The 17,326-nt window shown below is 74.4% G+C and carries 21 protein-coding genes; 12 read left to right on the plus strand and 9 right to left on the minus strand.

Translation table 11 applies throughout. The features are described from left to right. Positions 1-58: 58 nt before the first annotated feature. The 3 genes from CP973_RS15690 to amaB are packed head-to-tail and all read left to right on the plus strand — an operon-like array spanning position 59 to position 4,329. A complete protein-coding gene (locus CP973_RS15690; protein ID WP_150241170.1) occupies positions 59-1,270 on the plus strand; it encodes an NAD(P)/FAD-dependent oxidoreductase in 1,212 nt (403 codons plus the stop codon). Between the two features lie 24 nt (positions 1,271-1,294). Further along, on the plus strand, positions 1,295-2,704 hold the full coding sequence (hglS, locus tag CP973_RS15695) for a 2-oxoadipate dioxygenase/decarboxylase (RefSeq protein WP_150241172.1): 1,410 nt from the start codon (positions 1,295-1,297) through the stop codon (positions 2,702-2,704). Positions 2,705-2,763: 59 nt separating this feature from the next. Continuing rightward, complete coding sequence (amaB, locus tag CP973_RS15700; protein WP_150241174.1) at positions 2,764-4,329, plus strand: L-piperidine-6-carboxylate dehydrogenase; 1,566 nt, start codon at positions 2,764-2,766, stop codon at positions 4,327-4,329. A gap of 17 nt (positions 4,330-4,346) precedes the next feature. Here amaB and CP973_RS15705 read toward each other — a convergent pair whose 3' ends face one another. The 3 genes from CP973_RS15705 to CP973_RS15715 all read right to left on the minus strand — a co-directional run bounded on the left by CP973_RS15705 (position 4,347) and on the right by CP973_RS15715 (position 5,771). Next, the gene (locus CP973_RS15705) at positions 4,347-4,700 is read right to left on the minus strand and encodes an STAS domain-containing protein (RefSeq protein WP_150241176.1); all 354 of its coding nucleotides are present in this window, start codon (positions 4,698-4,700) and stop codon (positions 4,347-4,349) included. Between the two features lie 236 nt (positions 4,701-4,936). Beyond that, entirely contained in the window at positions 4,937-5,137 is a 201-nt protein-coding gene (locus CP973_RS15710; protein ID WP_150241178.1) for an antitoxin, read from the minus strand. Between the two features lie 112 nt (positions 5,138-5,249). Beyond that, entirely contained in the window at positions 5,250-5,771 is a 522-nt protein-coding gene (locus CP973_RS15715; RefSeq protein ID WP_150241180.1) for a DUF5949 family protein, read from the minus strand. Between the two features lie 261 nt (positions 5,772-6,032). On the opposite strand from CP973_RS15715, the gene CP973_RS15720 reads away from it, so the two are divergent. After that, complete coding sequence (locus tag CP973_RS15720; RefSeq protein WP_150241183.1) at positions 6,033-6,473, plus strand: lysozyme family protein; 441 nt, start codon at positions 6,033-6,035, stop codon at positions 6,471-6,473. A gap of 16 nt (positions 6,474-6,489) precedes the next feature. On the opposite strand, the gene CP973_RS15725 is transcribed toward CP973_RS15720, so the two are convergent. Further along, positions 6,490-7,077: an AAA family ATPase gene (locus tag CP973_RS15725; protein WP_244409513.1), complete on the minus strand. Its 588-nt coding sequence runs from the start codon at positions 7,075-7,077 to the stop codon at positions 6,490-6,492. A 178-nt stretch (positions 7,078-7,255) separates the two neighbouring features. Further along, positions 7,256-7,981 (minus strand): TetR/AcrR family transcriptional regulator C-terminal domain-containing protein, encoded by a 726-nt coding sequence (locus tag CP973_RS15730; RefSeq protein WP_425281970.1) that lies wholly within the window; start codon positions 7,979-7,981, stop codon positions 7,256-7,258. A gap of 158 nt (positions 7,982-8,139) precedes the next feature. On the opposite strand from CP973_RS15730, the gene CP973_RS15735 reads away from it, so the two are divergent. Beyond that, positions 8,140-9,813 (plus strand): CocE/NonD family hydrolase, encoded by a 1,674-nt coding sequence (locus tag CP973_RS15735; RefSeq protein ID WP_150241184.1) that lies wholly within the window; start codon positions 8,140-8,142, stop codon positions 9,811-9,813. A 25-nt stretch (positions 9,814-9,838) separates the two neighbouring features. Here the strand turns inward: CP973_RS15735 and CP973_RS15740 are convergent, their stop codons facing one another. Then, positions 9,839-10,225: a nuclear transport factor 2 family protein gene (locus tag CP973_RS15740; protein WP_150241186.1), complete on the minus strand. Its 387-nt coding sequence runs from the start codon at positions 10,223-10,225 to the stop codon at positions 9,839-9,841. A 156-nt stretch (positions 10,226-10,381) separates the two neighbouring features. Between CP973_RS15740 and CP973_RS15745 the strand changes: the two genes are divergently transcribed. The 7 genes from CP973_RS15745 (at position 10,382) to CP973_RS15775 (ending at position 14,964) form a co-directional block, all read left to right on the plus strand. Then, entirely contained in the window at positions 10,382-10,738 is a 357-nt protein-coding gene (locus CP973_RS15745) for an ArsR/SmtB family transcription factor (RefSeq protein ID WP_150241188.1), read from the plus strand. 131 nt (positions 10,739-10,869) lie between these two features. After that, a complete protein-coding gene (locus CP973_RS15750; RefSeq protein WP_150241190.1) occupies positions 10,870-11,085 on the plus strand; it encodes a hypothetical protein in 216 nt (71 codons plus the stop codon). Then, positions 11,082-11,570 (plus strand): MrpF/PhaF family protein, encoded by a 489-nt coding sequence (locus CP973_RS15755; RefSeq protein WP_150241192.1) that lies wholly within the window; start codon positions 11,082-11,084, stop codon positions 11,568-11,570. The genes CP973_RS15750 and CP973_RS15755 overlap by 4 nt, the downstream gene beginning before the upstream one ends. Further along, entirely contained in the window at positions 11,563-11,868 is a 306-nt protein-coding gene (locus CP973_RS15760; protein WP_150241194.1) for a Na(+)/H(+) antiporter subunit B, read from the plus strand. Before CP973_RS15755 ends, CP973_RS15760 begins: the two co-directional genes overlap by 8 nt. Continuing rightward, positions 11,865-12,689 carry an MnhB domain-containing protein gene (locus CP973_RS15765; RefSeq protein WP_150241196.1) on the plus strand — a complete coding sequence of 275 codons (825 nt, stop codon included), beginning with the start codon at positions 11,865-11,867 and terminating at the stop codon, positions 12,687-12,689. Before CP973_RS15760 ends, CP973_RS15765 begins: the two co-directional genes overlap by 4 nt. After that, entirely contained in the window at positions 12,686-13,033 is a 348-nt protein-coding gene (locus tag CP973_RS15770) for a sodium:proton antiporter (RefSeq protein WP_150241198.1), read from the plus strand. Before CP973_RS15765 ends, CP973_RS15770 begins: the two co-directional genes overlap by 4 nt. 32 nt (positions 13,034-13,065) lie before the next feature. After that, positions 13,066-14,964, plus strand: coding sequence for a complex I subunit 5 family protein (locus CP973_RS15775; RefSeq protein ID WP_150243645.1), 1,899 nt, complete (start codon positions 13,066-13,068; stop codon positions 14,962-14,964). Positions 14,965-15,003: 39 nt separating this feature from the next. Here the strand turns inward: CP973_RS15775 and CP973_RS15780 are convergent, their stop codons facing one another. From CP973_RS15780 to dhaK, 3 genes are all read right to left on the minus strand, one after another. Next, positions 15,004-15,429: a PTS-dependent dihydroxyacetone kinase phosphotransferase subunit DhaM gene (locus CP973_RS15780; RefSeq protein ID WP_150241199.1), complete on the minus strand. Its 426-nt coding sequence runs from the start codon at positions 15,427-15,429 to the stop codon at positions 15,004-15,006. Next, positions 15,426-16,007 carry a dihydroxyacetone kinase subunit DhaL gene (gene dhaL, locus CP973_RS15785; RefSeq protein ID WP_150243647.1) on the minus strand — a complete coding sequence of 194 codons (582 nt, stop codon included), beginning with the start codon at positions 16,005-16,007 and terminating at the stop codon, positions 15,426-15,428. The genes CP973_RS15780 and dhaL overlap by 4 nt, the downstream gene beginning before the upstream one ends. A gap of 258 nt (positions 16,008-16,265) precedes the next feature. Next, positions 16,266-17,258 carry a dihydroxyacetone kinase subunit DhaK gene (dhaK, locus tag CP973_RS15790; protein WP_150241201.1) on the minus strand — a complete coding sequence of 331 codons (993 nt, stop codon included), beginning with the start codon at positions 17,256-17,258 and terminating at the stop codon, positions 16,266-16,268. Positions 17,259-17,326: the final 68 nt, after the last annotated feature.

The following is a 17,326-nucleotide window of genomic DNA, read 5'->3' on the forward strand; positions in this document are numbered from 1 at the left end:
GCGTCACCATCGAGACCAGCGGCACCACACGTCCCGTCCCCGGCGGAAGGCGCCTCGCATGGAGCGCAGCACGTCCACGGATCCCGGTACGCCCCCCGTCCCCGACCGCGCCGATGTGGTGATCATCGGCGGTGGCATCATCGGCGCGAGCATCGCGTTCCACCTCGCGGAGGCCGGCGTGCCCGGTGTCCTGCTGCTGGAGCGCGAACGGCCCGCGGCCGGCTCCTCGGGCAAGCCCATCGGCGGCGTCCGCGCCCAGTTCTCCGACCCGCTCAACATCCGCATCGGGCGGCGCAGCCTGGAGGCGTGGCGGGCGTTCGCCGTGCGACCGGGCGCCGACATCGGCTTCGTGAGCGCCGGATACCTCTTCCTGCTCGGAGACGCCGCCGAACTCGCCCTTTTCGAGGAAGGCGTGGCGACACAGAACGCGCTCGGGGTCCCCAGCCGGATCGTCCGCCCGGCCGAGGCCGCCGCGCTGTGCCCGTACGTGGACCCGGACCGCATCGCCGCCGCCGCGTACTGCCCCACCGACGGCTACGCGCTTCCGGAGGCGGCCGTACGCGGCTATCTGCACGCCGCCGTCCACCACGGCGCCACGGTCCGTACGCACTGCCCCGTCACCGCCGTCGACACCTCCGGCGGTGCCCTCGGCGCGGTCCGGACGCCGTACGGCACCGTGCGCACCGGCGCGGTGATCTGCTGCGCGGGCGCCTGGTCGGAGCAGGTCGGCGCGATGGCCGGCGTACGGCTGCCGGTCACCCCGCTGCGCCGCCAGATCGCCCTGACCGGGCCGCTGAACCCGCCGCCGCCCCGCATCCCCTTCACCCTCGACTTCGCCTCCACCGCCTACTTCCACAACGACGGCGCGGACGGGCTGCTGCTGGGCCTGTCGGACCCGCGCCAGAAGCCGGGCTTCGGCCGGGACTTCAGCCGGGAGTGGCTGGAGCCCTTCCGCGCGGCCGTCGCGCGCCGGGCGCCCGCCCTGGCCGCCGTCCCGGCCCGCCACGGCTGGGCCGGGCTCTACGAGACCACCCCCGACAACAACGCCCTCATCGGCGAGGCCCCGGACGTGCGCCGCTTCCTGTACGCCACCGGCTTCTCCGGCCACGGCTTCCTCCAGGCACCCGCCGTGGGCGAGCTGGTCCGCGACCTCTATCTGGAGCGGGAACCGTTCCTCGACATCGGTCCGCTGGCGGCGAGCCGGTTCGACGGCCCGGCGGGAGAGGAGGGGAGCGCGGGGGGTGCCCGTCCGGAGGCCCACATCATCTGAACACCCGTCGCGTCGGGAGGACGCATGATCCCGCTCTGGCGGCTGCGCGCCGCCTTCGCCCGCCGGCTGTCCGGCATGTACGGCGCCGAAGTCCCCGCGTACACCACGCTCCTGGAAGTGGCGGGCGAGGTGAACGACGAGGTGGCGCGCCGCGACCCGGACGCCGGGCGGCTCGGTGCCCTGGCCCGGGTCACCGCGGAGCGGCACGGCGCCATCCGCGTCGGCACGCCCCGCGAACTGCGCCAGGCCGCGCAGATCTTCGCCGCCCTGGGCATGCGCCCGGTGGGCTTCTACGACCTCCGGGACGCCACCACCAGCGCGGTACCGGTGGTCTCCACCGCCTTCCGGCCCGTGGCGCCCGAGGAACTGGCCCGCAACCCCTTCCGCGTCTTCACCTCCCTGCTCACCACCGCCGACCGCCGGTTCTTCGACGCCTCGCTCCAGTCCCGGCTGGAGGCCTTCCTGGACCGCCGCACCCTCTTCCCGCCGGAGCTGCTCACGCTCGCCGAGCGCGCCGAACGCGAGCAGGGCCTCATGCCGGAGCCGGCGGAACGCTTCCTGACCCTGGCGGTCGCCGCCTTCGAACTGTCCCCGGAACCGGTCGACCGCGCCTGGTACACCGAACTCGCCCGGATCTCCGCCGTCGCCGCCGACATCGGCGGCGTCACCAGCACCCACATCAACCACCTCACACCGCGGGTGCTGGACATCGACGCGCTCTACCGCCGGATGGCGGACCGCGGCATCACCATGATCGACGAGATCCAGGGGCCGCCCCGCTGGGACGGGCCCGACGTCCTGCTGCGCCAGACCTCGTTCCGCGCACTGGACGAGACCCGCGCCTTCCGCGAACCGGACGGCAGCATCACCACCGGCGCGCTGCGCGTGCGGTTCGGCGAGGTCGAAGCGCGGGGCATCGCGCTCACCCGCGCGGGCCGCGCCCGTTACGACGCGCTCACCGCCGAGACGGACCGGCGGCTCGCCGCGTCGGGGCCCGGCGGCCCCACCCGGCAGGAACTGGCCCGCGCCCTGTGGGAAGCCGGCTTCCCGCGCTCGGAACACCGGCTGGCCGCCGAAGGGCTCGGCTGCTTCACGTACGAACCGGCCCCGGCGCGCCCGCGCGACCGGCGGCGCCCGCCCGCCGATCTGGCCGGGCTGCTGGACCAGGGCTGGCTGACCGCCCACCCCATCGTCTACGAGGACTTCCTGCCCCGCTCGGCCGCCGGCATCTTCCGCTCCAACCTCGCGGAGCAGGGCACGAGGGACACCGCGCGCGCCGGTACGCCGTACGACGAACACCGGCTCTCCGAAGCCGTCGGCCGTCCCGTGCACGACCCCTTCGAGATCTACGCGGCCCAGCAGGACGCGTCACTGCGGCGCGCCCTGGAGGCACTGGGCGCGGACGACGCCCTCCGCACCCTGTGCCCCTCCTGACCACCGCGTACCGGAACACTCACACCCCACCACCCCGAGAACCGAGGAGCCACCCCGCCGTGAGCACCCCCGCCCAGCTTCCCAGCACCGAGGAACTCCGCGACCTGGCAGCCGACCGGCTCCGCCGCTGCGGCGTCGGCACCGTTCCGGAGAGCACCGCCCCGGAAGGCACCTTTCCGGAAGGCACCGGCATCACCGCCCGTACGCCGCTCACCGGCGGCGTCCTGTACCGGCTGCCCGCCACCACCGCCGACGAGGCCGATGCCGCCGTCGCCGCCGCCGAAGCGGCGTTCCGCGAGTGGCGAACGGTCCCCGCGCCCCGGCGCGGCGCCCTGGTCAAGCGGCTCGGCGAACTCCTGACGGAGCATCAGGGCGACCTCGCGGACCTGGTCACCGTCGAGGCCGGCAAGATCCGTTCCGAAGCACTCGGCGAGGTGCGTGAGATGACGGACGTGTGCGACTTCGCGGTCGGGCTGTCCCGGCAGCTCCACGGGCGCACCATGGCCTGCGAACGCCCGGGCCACCGCCTCGCGGAGACCTGGCACCCGCTCGGCGTGGCCGGGGTGCTCACCGCCTTCAACTTCCCCGTCGCCGTCTGGTCCTGGAACACCGCCGTGGCCCTGGTCTGCGGCGACCCGGTCGTCTGGAAGCCCTCCGAACAAACCCCGCTGACCGCCCTGGCCTGCGACGCCCTGCTGGCCCGCGCGATCGCCGACACGGGCGCGCCGGCCGCGCTGCACCGGCTGCTCCTCGGCGGCCGGGAGACCGGCGCGCTGCTCGCCGACGACCCGCGCGTCGCGCTGCTCAGCGCCACCGGATCGGTGCGGATGGGGCGCGAGGTGGCGCCGCGGGTGGCCGCCCGCTTCGGCCGCTGCCTGCTTGAACTCGGCGGCAACAACGCCGCGGTGGTCACCCCGTCCGCCGACCTCGACCTCGCCGTGCGCGGCATCGTCTTCTCCGCCGCCGGCACCGCGGGCCAGCGCTGCACGACACTGCGCCGGCTGATCGTCCACGAGGACGTCGCGGACCGCCTGACCGAGAAGGTCGTGCACGCCTACGGGCGGCTCCCGGTCGGCAACCCCTTCGACGCGGCCACCCTCGTGGGCCCGCTGATCGGCCCGGCCGCCCACGCGGCCATGGACAAGGCCCTGGACGCCGCCCGGGCCGACGGCGGCACCGTGCTGACCGGCGGCGAACGCCTCCTCGCCGACCGGGCACCGGACGCCGCCTATGTGCGCCCGGCGGTCGTACGGATGCCGGCGCAGACCGGCATCGTCCGCGCGGAGACCTTCGCGCCCATCCTCTACGTCCTGACCTACCGCACCTTCGAGGAAGCCGTCGCGCTGCACAACGGCGTCCCGCAGGGCCTGTCGTCCAGCATCTTCACCCGCGACCAGCGCGAGGCGGAACGCTTCCTGGCCGCCGACGGCTCCGACTGCGGCATCGCCAACGTCAACATCGGCACCTCCGGCGCGGAGATCGGCGGCGCGTTCGGCGGTGAGAAGGAGACCGGCGGCGGCCGCGAATCCGGCTCGGACGCCTGGCGCGCGTACATGCGCCGGGCGACGAACACCGTGAACTACTCGGACGCGATGCCGCTGGCGCAGGGGGTGACGTTCGGCTGAGTCCGGTCGCCTCCGCCTCAGCCGAGCGTGCGGGCCGGCAGCAGCCGGTCGATCACGACGAAACGCTCGTCGAGCGGCGCCAGGCGCAGCAGACGGCGGACCACGGGCCGCGGGCTCAGCAGCACCAGCCGGCCGCCGCGGTCGGTCACCCGCTCGCGGAGGCGGCAGAGCAGGGCCAGGCCGCTGCAGTCCATGAAGGAGACCTGGCACAGATTGACGACGACCGTACCCGGCCGGGGCGGCAGCGCCTCGCCGATGCCGGGCTGCAAGGTCAGCGCCAGGGCGAGGTCCAGCTCGCCCCGGAGCGCCAGCACGAACTGGTCGCCGACCGTGTAGGTGTGCATTGCCGTATCGACGGTGCGTCCCGCCATGTCGCCCCCACCGGTGCGCAGGCCGCAGAGCGGCTTCTCGCTGTTGGCACCGGGGACCGGGGTGCGGAAAAACGGTAGCGGGATGCGTCCGGGGAGAATCGATCAGGCAAGGTTGTGTCCCTCGAACGGGTGAAGGCGTGTCCCCGCTCTTGACAAGCGGACCGGCGCGTGACAACAGTCCCGGGCCGGACGCCCTGACAGGCGGCGTCCGGCCCGGGACGGAACGTGATCAGGATTCAGGACTGCGGCGGCTGGTCCTGGTCCCGGCCCTGATCGCTGCCGAACTGCTGCCTGAGCTTGTCCTGGGCGGTGTCGACCTGGCCGCTGTACTTGCCCTGGGTCTTCTCGTCGAGCATGTCGCCGCCCTTGTCGATGCCCTTGCCGGCCTGCTCTTCGTGGCCCTTCAGCATCTGCTTGAGCTTGTCCATCACGGACATGAGTCGTCCTCCTCGCCACTGTCGCCCCCATGTCTCCAGGGTCACCGCCGGGGGACGGATCCGCATCCGGGATGGCGCGCGGCCGTACGGGCGAGGAGACGGGCGCGGCGGGTCAGGACGCGGCGGAGCCGGAGCCCCGCAGGGTGCGCACGGGGATGAGACAGTGCGCGGAACTCCTGATCACGCCTTCGTCGCCCGCGAAGGCCCGCAGCATGTCCTCGCTGACCGGCCCGCCCGGCCGGGCCTCGGGCCACGGGCGGGTGGCGAACATGCCGTACACCTGCTTGCGGTGGTCGGCCGCCGCCAGCCACTCCGGCGGCACCGGGCACTGCGCGGTGAAGACCGGCATCGTCAGCACCGCCTGTCCGGCCTCGACGATCAGCGTCAGCGGCAGGCTGGGCGTGCGGGAGGCGTCCTGGAGCTCGCCGCCGACCAGCAGCCCGGCCTGGCCGAGCATCCTGCCCATGGCCTCCGACCCGGCCTCCGGGCCGTCCTTGCCGTCCCCGAGGGAGTAGGAGAGCAGGAAGGGCACATCGTGACCGTCCTCGGGGTGGGCGCCGCTCCATCCGATCATCATGAGGGTGCCCAGCGGACTGTTCGCGGGGGTGCCGGTGGTGGTCTGGGATGTGGTCATGGCGGGCACCTTAGTGACCTCCGGGGGCCGTCGTGCGCGGGCTTCACCCGGTCGGACGAGCCTCGCCGGCATCCCAGCCGAACGAGACCGGCCCGGTCACCCGTACCGGCGACCGCACCGGCTCCGGACGGCCGCGGCAGCGGCGGCCGGGCCGCGGCGGACGGGACGGCGGGCCGGTTCGCGCGCCGGGCGGACGGGCACCATGGGGGCAGGGCCGGCGACGGGCCGACGCGGGTGCCGGGCGGAGGGGAGCGGGGGCCGGTGGAGCTTTCCGAGGTGGAGTACGACGACCCCGGCGACGCGTCGGGCAAGGCGGCCATGGGCGAGTACGCCCGGGTGGCGTGCGAACTGACCGGCATGGACCCGCGGTACGGCGTTCCGGCGCTGGTCACCATCGCGCGGCGGGAGTCCGCGTACAACCACCCGCGCTGGCGGGTGAACACCACCGACGGCAACGCCTGGGGCCCGATCATGGCGGACGGCCATCCGCGCAACTGCTCGCGCGGCGCGACCCAGTGCATACCGCCCACCTTCGCGGCGTACCACCTCGACGGCACGGCCCGGACCCCGTACGACGTGGTCGCCTGCATGAGCGCGACCATCGGCTACGTCCGCGACCGCTACGGCGTCAACACCTCCGGCTCGAACTTCGCGGAGCGGGTGCAGCAGGCCGACCCGACGCGGCCGCCCAAGGGGTACTGACCGGACCGTCCGTCGCCTAGGCGACGGCACCCTCCGTCCAGGCGCGCGCGAGGATCTCGTCCACCGTCTCCTCGACGGTCTGCTCCGTGGTGTCCAGCCACAGCCCGATCGGCGGGGTGTGCTCGCGCAGCGCGGTGTCCAGGTCGCGCACGCCCCACTCCGTCCCGTAGGCCGTCTTGGACCGCGCCGCCTCCCGCCGCTCGACCGCCGCCGCGTCGGGAGCCAGCACGACCACCGCGAGCGGGCGGGTCCGGATGTGCTCGGCCATCTCGGTCAGGTGCTCGCCGAGCAGGATGTCCTGCGCGATCACGGTGAACCCGGCCTGGGCGTACTGGTCGGCGCACAGCGCCGTGAGCCGGTGCCGCAGCCGCAGTTGGCCGAGGGCCTCCTCACCGGCGTCCGGCGTCATCTCCGCCCGCCCCCGCACGACCATCCGCCGGAACACGTCCCCGCGCAGGTGGACCGACCATTCCAGCCGCTCCGCGAGCGCTTGCGCCACGGTCGACTTCCCGGCCGCCTGGATCCCGCTCAGCACCACGACCCCCGGGCCGAGCCAAGGACCTCGCGGCGTGACGGAACCGGGCCCGGTGGAGTGTGCGGTCATGGGTCGGCTGCCTTTCCGCAGGAGGGGCGGTACGGGGCGGGGCCGCGCGGCCGCCCGCCGGGGCATCGTAGCGTCGGGCGATCACGCCGGATGTCAGGCGCGGTGCGGTCCGTACCGAACCCGTACGGACGGCGTCGGCCCTGTTCCCGCTCCGTCCGTCCGGCTCGGCCCGTCCTGCTCACCCCGTCCCCGTGAGGCCGTTGATCATGCGGTCGAGGAGGCGGTCGAAGGTGGCGTCGGGGGAGGCGGCGGCGTCCGGTTCCGCCAGGGCGTGGGCGACGGCCGGGTAGGTGTCCGCGACGGCGGGGGAGCGCAGGTAACGCGCCTGGGCGGCGTGGAAGGCGTGGCCGGTGCTGTCGGCGGCCTGTTCCTGGGCGAGTTCGTGGGTGACGTGACTGGCCACGAAGCCGGAGAGCAGGCTGAAGACCTCCAGCCCGGCCCGGGCGTCCAGGCCCGCGGGGGCCAGGACGGTGAGCGCGTGCTCCAGGGCGGCGAGGGTGTTCGGCCCGAACGTCCGCCGCGCGGGCAGCGCGGCGGGCAGCCAGGGGTGGCGCCGCATGATCGCGCGCTGCTCGTGGCAGAGGCGGCGCAGGTCCGCGCGCCAGTCGCCGGACGGCTCGGTCAGCCGGTGCCCGCCGCTGACCTCGTCGATCATCAGCTCCAGCAGCGTCTCCTTGTTGGGCACATAGCTGTAGAGCGACATCGTGCCGGCCCCGATCCGGGCCGCGACCGCGCGCATCGTGACGGCGCCGAGCCCTTCGGCGTCGGCGAGGGCGACGGCCGCGGCGGTGATCGCGGCCCGGCTGTGGGCCGGCGGGCGCCCGCGGCGCGGACGTGCGGCCGGGGCCCACAGCGCCTCGGGATCCACCCCGGTGGCACGGCCTGCTGTGCCTGTACGCGTCACGGCAACCTCTCTCTGCTGTCCGCGTCCATCCAACCATCCGCTATTGTCGTACGTCGTACGGGAAATAATCCGGCCAGGGCCGACCCGGCCGCGGGCCGGTCCGGTCAGGGCCGGTCCGGCCGGCGAACGAGCCGGTCCGCACCAGGAATCGAGGCACCGTGACGACGGCGACACACCACCCTTCCGCCCGCACCTCCGCCAGAAAGCCGCCCCTGCTCGTCCGGGCCGTACGGCGTACCTGGCGCGGCATGCCGCCCCGGCAGTACGTCGTCGCCTGCGAGCGGGGCCTCGCGGTGCCCGCCGCCGACGGCAGCCCGCTGCTGACCGACCATTACTTCCCCCGCGCCGACGGCGACTTCCCCACGCTGCTGGTCCGCTCCCCGTACGGCCGGGGCATCCCGTGGGCGCCCATGTTCGGCCTGTCCTTCGCGGAGCAGGGCTTCCACGTCGTCCTCCAGAGCGCCCGCGGCACCGGCGGGTCCGGCGGGGAGTACGCCCTGTGGCAGCACGAGGCCGCCGACGGGCGGGCGGCCGTCGCGTGGCTGCGCGAACAGCCCTGGTTCACCGGTGTCCTCGGGACCATCGGGCCCAGCGCCCTCGGCTACGCCCAGTGGGCCCTCGCCGCCGACCCGCCGCCGGAACTGCGCGCGATGGTCGTCCAGGTCGGGCTGCACGACATCCACGGGTTCTTCTACCCCTCGGGCCCGTTCGCCCTGGAGAACGCCCTGGTTTCCGCCGTCGGGCGGCTGCACTACGGCCGCGGCGCCATGGCCATGGTGCGGGCCGCGCTGCGCCTGCGGCGCCACCTGCCCGCGATCACCCGTACGCTGCCGCTCGGCGAGGCGTACGTCCCCGGGCTGGGCGGCCGGGTGCCGTTCCTGGACGAGGCGATGGCCCGGCCCGACCCGGACGACGCCCACTGGCGGGGCGCCGACGCGGGCGCCGCGGCCGCGCATCCGTCCGTACCGACCGGCCTGATCACCGGCTGGTACGACGTGTGCCTCGACCAGACGCTGGAGCAGTACGACCGGCTGCGCCGCGCCGGCTGCGACACCGCGCTGCTCGTCGGCCCCTGGACGCACAACTCCGCGATGCAGCAGGGCTGGCCCGAGGTCTTCGCCGAGAGCCTCGCCTGGCTGCGGGCGCACCTGTGCGACGACCCGTCCGGCCTGCGCGAGAACCGGGCCCGTGTGCACGTGGGCGGCCGCCGGGAATGGCGCGACCTGCCCGACTGGCCGCCCGCCGCGACGGACCGCCGCTGGTACCTGACGGGTGACGGCCGGCTGGACGACCGGGCCCCCGAGGCCGCGGCGCCGCCGCTGTCCTTCCGCTACGACCCGGCCGCCCCGACGCCGTCGCTCGGCGGCCCCCTGCTGTCCCGGACGGCCGGTCCCCGCGACAACGCCGCCCTGGAGGCCCGGGACGACGTGCTGACCTTCACCACCCCGCCGCTCACCGAGCCGGCCGACGTGCTCGGCACGGTCACCGTGGAGCTGCGGGTCGGCACCGACACCGGGCACGCCGACGTGTTCGTACGGCTCTGCGACGTCGACGAACGGGGCCGCTCGGTCAACGTCTGCGACGGGATACGCCGCCTGGACCCCGCCACGGCCGGTCCCGGCCCGGCGGAGGTGACGGTGGCCATGAGCCCCACCGCCCACTCCTTCGCCGCCGGGCACCGCATCCGCCTCCAGGTCAGCGGCGGCGCCCACCCGCGCTTCGCCCGCAACACCGGTACGGGGGAGCCCCTGGCGACGGCCGCCCGGCTGGTGCCGACGCAGATCACCGTGCACCACCCGTCGGCGCTGGTCCTGCCGCGGGCGCACCCGTGACGGGCCCCCAGGGGCTCCGGAGACCTCAGACGAAGAAGGCGTTCATGCCGTCCACGTCGGACAGATAGGTCTCGATGGCCGCGATCTTGCCGTCGCGCACCGTGCACACCGTGGACAGGTGCTCGTCCAGCACCGTGTCCCCGCGCCGCGCGGTGTTGTGCAGGGAGAGCGCCATGTTGCGGCGGCTGACGAGGATGTGGAGCAGGATGAAGTTCACTCCGTACCCGGCGATCTTGCGGGCGCGTTCGACGACCGCGTCGGCGCCTTCCGCGGCGCCGGAGATCGTGTTGTCGCCGGGCAGCTCCCAGACCGCGTCCTCGTGCAGCAGGGAGCGGATCGCGTCCCAGTCGGCGGTGACGAGCGCGGCGTGGAACTGCTTGCCGAGGGAGTAGTTGTCCTGGTGGAGAGCCATGGGGACTCCTTCGTGAGAGGGGCGCGGCAGGGCGCTCCGAACGACCTGCCGACGCGTCAGTTCGTATGTTCTAGAACAGTAGCAATCAATGGGGCGGGCCGGGGAAGGGGGCGGGGACGCGGCCCGGGTGTCGGTGCCTCCGCGTACGCTCGAAGCATGGCCGTACTGAGTCACCCCGACCGCGCCGAACTACGCATCGCGGATGTGCTGGAAGCGTTCGCGCATCCGATCCGGCTGCGCATCGTGCACCGTCTCGCCCACGGGGCCGAGCGCTCCTGCGGCGAGCTGCTGCCCGAGGTGTCGAAGTCCACCGCCAGCCACCACTGGCGCGTGCTGCGCGAGAGCGGTGTGCTCCACCAGCGGCGCGAGGGCCGCCGCCTGGTGATGCACCTGCGGCGCGAGGACCTGGAGGCGCGTTTCCCCGGGCTGCTGGACGTGGTGCTGGCCGCCGCCCGCGACGACCCCGAGGTGGCGGCGGGCGACGGGCTGGTGGCCGGGGCCCGCCAGGGGTGACCGGCCCGTCCGGCGTGCCCCGCCGCCGGCGGCTGCACCGTCCGGAGGGCCCCTTCGGCGCGGTTCGTCCGGCCGGTGAGTGCCGCATGAGAGCCTGACGGCCGGGTACGGGCGAGGCCGGAGGTGAGGGGATGTCCGGTGCCGTGAGGCCGTCCGGCGCGGCCGCGAAGGCCGCCGAACTAGCCGTCTGGTGGGCCGTGCTGACCGGCCTGTGGCTGGTGCTCGTCAGCAGCCTGGACACGCTGGAGTACCTGATCGGCGCGGGGGCCGCGCTGCTCGGCGCGTTCGCCGCCCGCGCCGCCCGCAGAGCCGCGGCGGGCGACGGCCACGGCGGGCGGCCGCGGTGAACGGCTGGCTGCCGGCCGCCGCGCTCCTGCTCGCCGTCGGCTTCGCGCCCACCGTGTGGGGCGCGGCGAGCGGCCCCGTACGGCGCCGCGTCATGGCGCAGAACCTCGCGACGCTGGCCGGCTGCCTGGTTCTGCTGCTCCTCGCGCAGGGCTACGCGCGGCCCTCGTACGTCGATCTCGCCCTCGTCCTCGCGGTCCTCGGCCCCGCCGGAACCCTCGTCTACGCCCGGCTGCTCGCCGACGAACTGGCCGAGGGGCCGGCCGACGACCCCGTCACACGCGCCCTCGGCCGTGCCATGACACCGCTCGCCGCGCTCTGCGTGCCGCTCGTGGTGCTGCCGCTGTGCGTGGCGACCGGGCCGGGCCGGGCGATGGCCAAGCTCCTGGTGATCGGGGCGCTGCTGATCGGCGGGAACATCGTGTCCACCCGCGCGCTGTCCGCCCGGCACACCACCGGGCAACAGGGCGGTGCGGCCGGTGGCTGACGTACTGATCGTGCTGGCCCTGGCGCTCGTCGCGGCGTCCTCGACCGCCGCCGTACTGGCCCGCGACCCGGTCCGGCAGTCGACCGTACTGGCCCTCCTCGGCCTCAGCCTCGCCCTCCTCTTCGCCGTCCTCCAGGCGCCGGACGTGGCCCTGTCCCAGCTCGCGGTCGGGTCCGCCCTCACCCCGCTGATGCTGCTGCTCTCCGTACGGAAGGTACGGCGCAGGGGCCGGGAGGGCGGCAGCCACCGCAACGCCGGGGACCGGCCGGGGAGTCCGCACCGGAAGGGGCGCCGATGAGCAGGCGCGCCCGGATGTGGGTGCTGGCCGTCGGCGGCCTGGGCCTGGCCGTCCTGCTGTTCGCGGCGAGCCTGGAACTGCCCGCCTTCGGCGGCGACCGGCACCCCTACGGCGTCCGGGCCGTCGCGGCCGCCCTAGCCCGGCACACCTCCAACGCCGTCGCGGCGGTCAACTTCGACCAGCGGGCGTTCGACACCCTGGGCGAGGAATCGATCCTGTTCTGCGCCGCGCTCGGCACCGTCGTGCTGCTCCGCCAGACCGGGGACGAGCACCGCGTACGGCCCGAACCGGCGCGCGTCGCCCCGCCCGTACGCCGCTACGCGCTCATCGCCCTCCCGGTGACCCTGCTCATCGGCCTGTACGTCATCGCCCACGGCCAGCTCAGCCCCGGCGGCGGCTTCCAGGGCGGAGTCGTCGTCGCGACGGCCCTGCACCTGCTCTACATCGCCGTGGACTACCGCGCGCTGGAACGGATCAGACCGGTCGGCCTGTACGCGATGGCGGACGCGGCAGGGGAGGCCGCCTACCTGCTGCTGGGCGCCGCCGGCCTGATCGCCGGCACCGCCTACCTGGCCAACGTCCTCCCGTACGGCACCTTCGGCACGCTCTCCTCGGGCGGCACCGTACCGCTGCTCAACGCCGCCGTCGGGGTGGAGGTCGCCGGGGGCGTAGTCGTCCTGCTCGCCTCCTTCCTCGACCAGGCGGTGGAGATCGTCGACGCGGACGAACCGGATGCGGACGGCCCTGACCCCCACGAACCGAGCACCTCCGACCGGAACCCCGACCACCGCAACCCGCCCCCCGAGGAGAAGCCGACATGAGCGTGCTGCCCTACCTCGTCGCCGGCTGGATCTTCCTGATCGGCTGCTACGGACTGGCCACCAGCCGCAACCTCATCCACGCCGTCGGCTGCCTCGCCGTCTGCCAGGCGTCCACCTACGTCCTGCTGCTCGCCGTCGGCTACCGCGACGGCGGCACCGCACCGGTCTTCTCCGACCTGGAACCCGGCACCCGGCCCGTCGTCGATCCCGTCGTCCAGGCCCTGACCCTCACCGACGTGGTGGTGGGCGCGACGGTCACCGCGCTGCTGCTGGCCCTCGTCGTCCAGGTCGGCAAACGGCACGGGACCGTCGACCCGGACGAACTCTCGGAGCTGCGCGGGTGACGGCGGCCGGCCCCCTCACCGCCGCCGCGGGCATGACCCTCACCCCGGCCGCCACCCTGCCGCTGATCGTCGCCACCCCGCTGCTGGGCGCCGCGTTCCTGGTGGCGGCGGGCCGCCGGATGCCGCGCCGGGCCGCCGAGATCGCGGGCACCGTCTTCGCGGCGGGCACCACCGCCCTCGCCTTCTCCGTGCTGCTGCGCGGGGCGTCGGCGGGCGGGCCGGGCGGGCGCGCCGTCGAATGGCTGGGCGGCTGGCACCCGCACGGCGGCGCGGGCGTCGGCATCGTCCTGGTCGGCGACCGGATGGGCGTCGGGCTGGCCGCCGTCACCTCGCTCCTGGTCGTCGCCGTCCTCGCGTACTCCTGGCGGTACTTCGACGAGCCGCCGCACCGCCAGGCGGGCACCTTCCCCGCCCTCGTCCTGATCTTCCAGGCGGCCATGTGCGGCTTCGCGCTCACCGGCGACCTCTTCAACGCGTTCGTCTTCTTCGAGCTGATGGGCGTCGTCGCCTACGCGCTCACCGGCTACCGCGTCGAAGGGGCACGCGCCGTGCAGGGCGCGCTCACCTTCGGCGTCGTCAACTCCCTCGGCGGGTACGCCACCCTGCTCGGCGTCGGCCTGCTGTACGGGCGCACCGGCGAACTCGGCTTCGCCCAGATCGGCGCCCGGCTGGCCGCCCACCCGGGCGCGTCCGCCACCGGTCCGCCCACGGGCCCGTCCACCGGCCCCGCCGACGGCCCCGACATCCTCGTCCTGACCGCCTTCGTCCTCGTCCTGACCGGCCTGCTCGTCAAGGCCGCCGTGGTCCCCTTCCACTTCTGGCTCCCGGACGCGCACGCCGTCGCGCCCACCCCGGTGTGCATGCTGCTGTCCGGCGTCATGGTCGAACTGGGCGTGTACGGCACGGCCCGCGTCTACTGGACCGTCTTCGCGGGCCCCGGCGGCATCCCCACCGCCGACGCGCACCGCACGCTGCTCGCCCTCGGCACGCTCACCGCCGCCGTCGGCGCGCTGATGTGCTGGCAGCAGCGCCACCTCAAACGCCTGCTGGCGTTCTCCACCGTCGCCCACACCGGCCTGTTCCTGATCGGGCTGGCGACCATGGCACCGGACGGCGCGGGCGGCACGGCCCTGTACGTCCTGGGACACGCCGGCGTGAAGGCCGCGCTCTTCGCCGCCATGGGCATCCTCCTCGACCGCTTCCGCAGCGTCGACGAACGCGAACTGCACGGCCGCGGCAGAGAACTGCCCCTGGTCGGCGTGGTCTGCGCGGCGGGCGGGCTGGCGCTGGCCGGGCTGCCGCCGTTCGGTACGGGCCTGGGCAAAGCGGTCACCGAGGAGGCGGCGGGCGGCTGGCCGGCCGCCGTGTTCGTGATCGTGTCGGCGGTCACCGGGGGAGCGGTGCTGCGCGCCGTGGCACGGGTCTTCCTGGGCCTGGGCGTACGGCCGGCGGCGGCCGACGAGGCGGCGGACCGCGCGGAGGAGACCAGCGGCAAGGACGAACAGCCGGAGACCGCCGGACAGCTGGGCCGCATCCCGGACACCATGCTGGCCGTGCCGGTCGCGCTGCTGGCGGGCGCGCTGGCCGTGGGGGTCGTACCGGGCCTGCACGCCGCGGTCGGCCGGGCCGCGGACGCCTTCCTCGACCGGGCCGGTTATGCCGCCGCGGTCCTCCACACCCCGTCCGCCGCCCCCGTACCGATGCCGGGACCGCACTGGACCTGGGCGGGCGTGGCCCTCGGCCTGCTGTCCGCCGCCCTCGCCTGCGCCCTGGCCTGGTGGGCCGTACGCCGCCCCGAGGGCCCGGCCGAACCCGCCCGCTGGGCAGCGCCGGTACGCCGGCTGCACTCCGGGCACATCGGCGACTATGTCGCCTGGGTACTGGCGGGGACGGTACTCGTGGCGGGGCTGGCGGTACCGGCACTGCGGTGAAGGAACACTCCACCACCGCCGCCCCCGCCCTCGCCCCCCTCACTCCTTCCGATAGGAGTACGCCTCTCCGGCAGCAGCCGCCACCGCGTCCAGACCGGCCCCGGTCGAAGCGGTGACCACGGCCGCCACCGCGCCCTCGACGAACGGCGCGTCCACCAGCCGCGTCCCCTCGGGCAGCTCGTCGCCCTCGGCGAGCAGGGCCTTGACGGTCAGTACGGCGCTGCCCAGATCGACCAGGACGGCGACGCCCGCACCGCCGTCCACCTTCCGCGCCGCTTCCGTGATCAGCTCCGCGCTGGTCCCGAGACCGCCGTCCGGCGTACCGCCCGCGGCCGCCACCGGAGCCTTGGCGCCGCCGCCCGCCAGGCCCGAGGCCAGCCGCGCCACCGACTCGGCCACCGGCCCGCTGTGCGACACCAGCACGATGCCCACATACCCCTCGGACGAGGTGTGCGCGCCGCTCACGCCGCCTCCCCCTCGTCCGCGACCGCCGCCAGGGCGGTGAACAACAGGGCCGACGAGGTCGCCCCCGGGTCCTGGTGACCGATGCTGCGCTCGCCCAGGTAACTCGCGCGGCCCTTGCGCGCCTGGAGCGGAACGGTGGCCTCCGCCCCCTGTCCGGCGGCCTCGGCGGCGGCCCGGAAGGACGTGGCCAGCGCCTCGACCGCCGGGTCGAGCGCGTCCAGCATCGTCGCGTCACCGGGCGCCGAACCGCCCAGCTGGGCCACCGCGTCCACCCCGGCGCGCAGCGCCGCGCGCAGTTCGCCGACGGTGACACCGTCCGCGTCGCCGAGCTCCTTGCCCGTACGCCGCAGCAGCGTTCCGTACAGCGGGCCGGACGCGCCGCCCACCGTGGAGATCAGCTGCCGTCCCGCCGTCGTCAGCACGGCACCCGGCGTCCCCGGCGGCTCCGCTTCGAGCGTCTTGACGACGGCCGCGAAGCCGCGCTGGAGGTTGCTGCCGTGGTCGGCGTCGCCGATGGCCGAGTCGAGCTCGGTGAGACGGGCCGCTTCCCGGTCGACGGAGGCGGCGGCTTCCGCCATCCACCGCAGAAAGAACCCGGCGTCCAGTGCCGTTTCGGACACGAACTGCTCCTCTGGTCGTACGTGTGCGGGTGCTGGTGCTACGTGTTCGCGTACTGCTCGTACGTATGCGGGTATTGCTCGTACGCGTGCAGGTATTGCTTGTACGTGTGCGAGCACTGGTCGTACGTGTGCGTCACGCCGTCCTGCGACGGCAAGACCGCGTACGGGGAACGTCCCCACCAAGGAGCACGCGAATCCCCGTCCACGGTTGCGGTGTCAGCAGCCCCAGCGCAGCGCGGGCGTCCGTACCGGCGCGTCCCACAGCCGCAGCAACTCCTCGTCCACCTGGCACAGCGTCACCGAGCAGCCCGCCATGTCGAGCGAAGTGACGTAGTTGCCGACCAGCGTACGAGCGACCGGCACGCCCCGCTCGCCGAGCACCCGGTGCACCTCGGCGCTGAACCCGTACAGCTCCAGCAGGGGCGTGCCGCCCATCCCGTTCACCAGCAGCAGCACCGGCTGCCGGGGCCGCAGGTCCGCCAGCACCGCGTCCACGGCGTAGTCCGCGATCTCACCGGCGGTCATCATCGCCCGCCGCTCACGGCCCGGCTCACCGTGGATGCCCACACCCAGCTCCAGCTCACCGGCGGGCAGATCGAACATCGGACCGCCCTTGGCAGGCGTCGTACAGGAACTGAGCGCCACACCGAAGCTCCGCGCCGACTCCACGACCTGCCGCGCCAGCCCCGCCACCCGGTCCAGCGGCGCCCCCTCCGCGGCCGCCGCACCCGCGATCTTCTCCACGAACAGCGTGGCCCCGGTTCCGCGCCGCCCGGCGGTGTGCAGCGAGTCCGTCACCGCCACATCGTCGTTCACGACCACCGTCGCGACCTGCACCCCCTCGTCCTCCGCCAGCTCCGCGGCCATCCGGAAGTTCAGCACGTCACCGGTGTAGTTCTTGACGACGAACAGCACCCCCGCGCCGCTGTCCACGGCCGCGGCCGCCCGCACCATCTGATCGGGCACGGGCGAGGTGAACACCTCCCCGGGACAAGCCGCATCCAGCATCCCCGCCCCCACGAATCCCCCGTGCAACGGCTCATGCCCACTACCACCCCCCGAAACCAGCCCCACCTTCCCCTCGACCGGCGCATCCCGCCGCACGACCACCCGGTTCTCCACATCCACGACCAACTCGGGATGCGCCGCCGCCATACCGCGGAGCGCGTCGGCGACCACGGAATCGGGGACGTTGATGAGCATTTTCATGCGGGGCTCCTCGACTGCTCGAAGGAATCGGCGGTGAGCTGCGGTGTTGCAGGTCAGAGGGGGCGGGA

Origin of the sequence: Streptomyces albofaciens JCM 4342, from assembly GCF_008634025.1 — a bacterium.
Lineage (GTDB): Bacteria > Actinomycetota > Actinomycetes > Streptomycetales > Streptomycetaceae > Streptomyces > Streptomyces albofaciens.

Coding starts and splice junctions, on each gene's coding strand:
- CP973_RS15715 (WP_150241180.1), bottom strand. CDS start 5,771: ATGACCACATCCCAGACCACCACCGGCACCCCCGCGAACAGTCCGCTG.
- CP973_RS15770 (WP_150241198.1), top strand. CDS start 12,686: ATGAGCGTGCTGCCCTACCTCGTCGCCGGCTGGATCTTCCTGATCGGC.
- CP973_RS15745 (WP_150241188.1), top strand. CDS start 10,382: ATGGCCGTACTGAGTCACCCCGACCGCGCCGAACTACGCATCGCGGAT.
- CP973_RS15740 (WP_150241186.1), bottom strand. CDS start 10,225: ATGGCTCTCCACCAGGACAACTACTCCCTCGGCAAGCAGTTCCACGCC.
- CP973_RS15690 (WP_150241170.1), top strand. CDS start 59: ATGGAGCGCAGCACGTCCACGGATCCCGGTACGCCCCCCGTCCCCGAC.
- CP973_RS15710 (WP_150241178.1), bottom strand. CDS start 5,137: ATGTCCGTGATGGACAAGCTCAAGCAGATGCTGAAGGGCCACGAAGAG.
- hglS (WP_150241172.1), top strand. CDS start 1,295: ATGATCCCGCTCTGGCGGCTGCGCGCCGCCTTCGCCCGCCGGCTGTCC.
- dhaL (WP_150243647.1), bottom strand. CDS start 16,007: ATGGCGGAAGCCGCCGCCTCCGTCGACCGGGAAGCGGCCCGTCTCACC.
- CP973_RS15765 (WP_150241196.1), top strand. CDS start 11,865: ATGAGCAGGCGCGCCCGGATGTGGGTGCTGGCCGTCGGCGGCCTGGGC.
- dhaK (WP_150241201.1), bottom strand. CDS start 17,258: ATGAAAATGCTCATCAACGTCCCCGATTCCGTGGTCGCCGACGCGCTC.
- CP973_RS15705 (WP_150241176.1), bottom strand. CDS start 4,700: ATGGCGGGACGCACCGTCGATACGGCAATGCACACCTACACGGTCGGC.
- CP973_RS15750 (WP_150241190.1), top strand. CDS start 10,870: ATGTCCGGTGCCGTGAGGCCGTCCGGCGCGGCCGCGAAGGCCGCCGAA.
- CP973_RS15725 (WP_244409513.1), bottom strand. CDS start 7,077: ATGACCGCACACTCCACCGGGCCCGGTTCCGTCACGCCGCGAGGTCCT.
- CP973_RS15775 (WP_150243645.1), top strand. CDS start 13,066: ATGACCCTCACCCCGGCCGCCACCCTGCCGCTGATCGTCGCCACCCCG.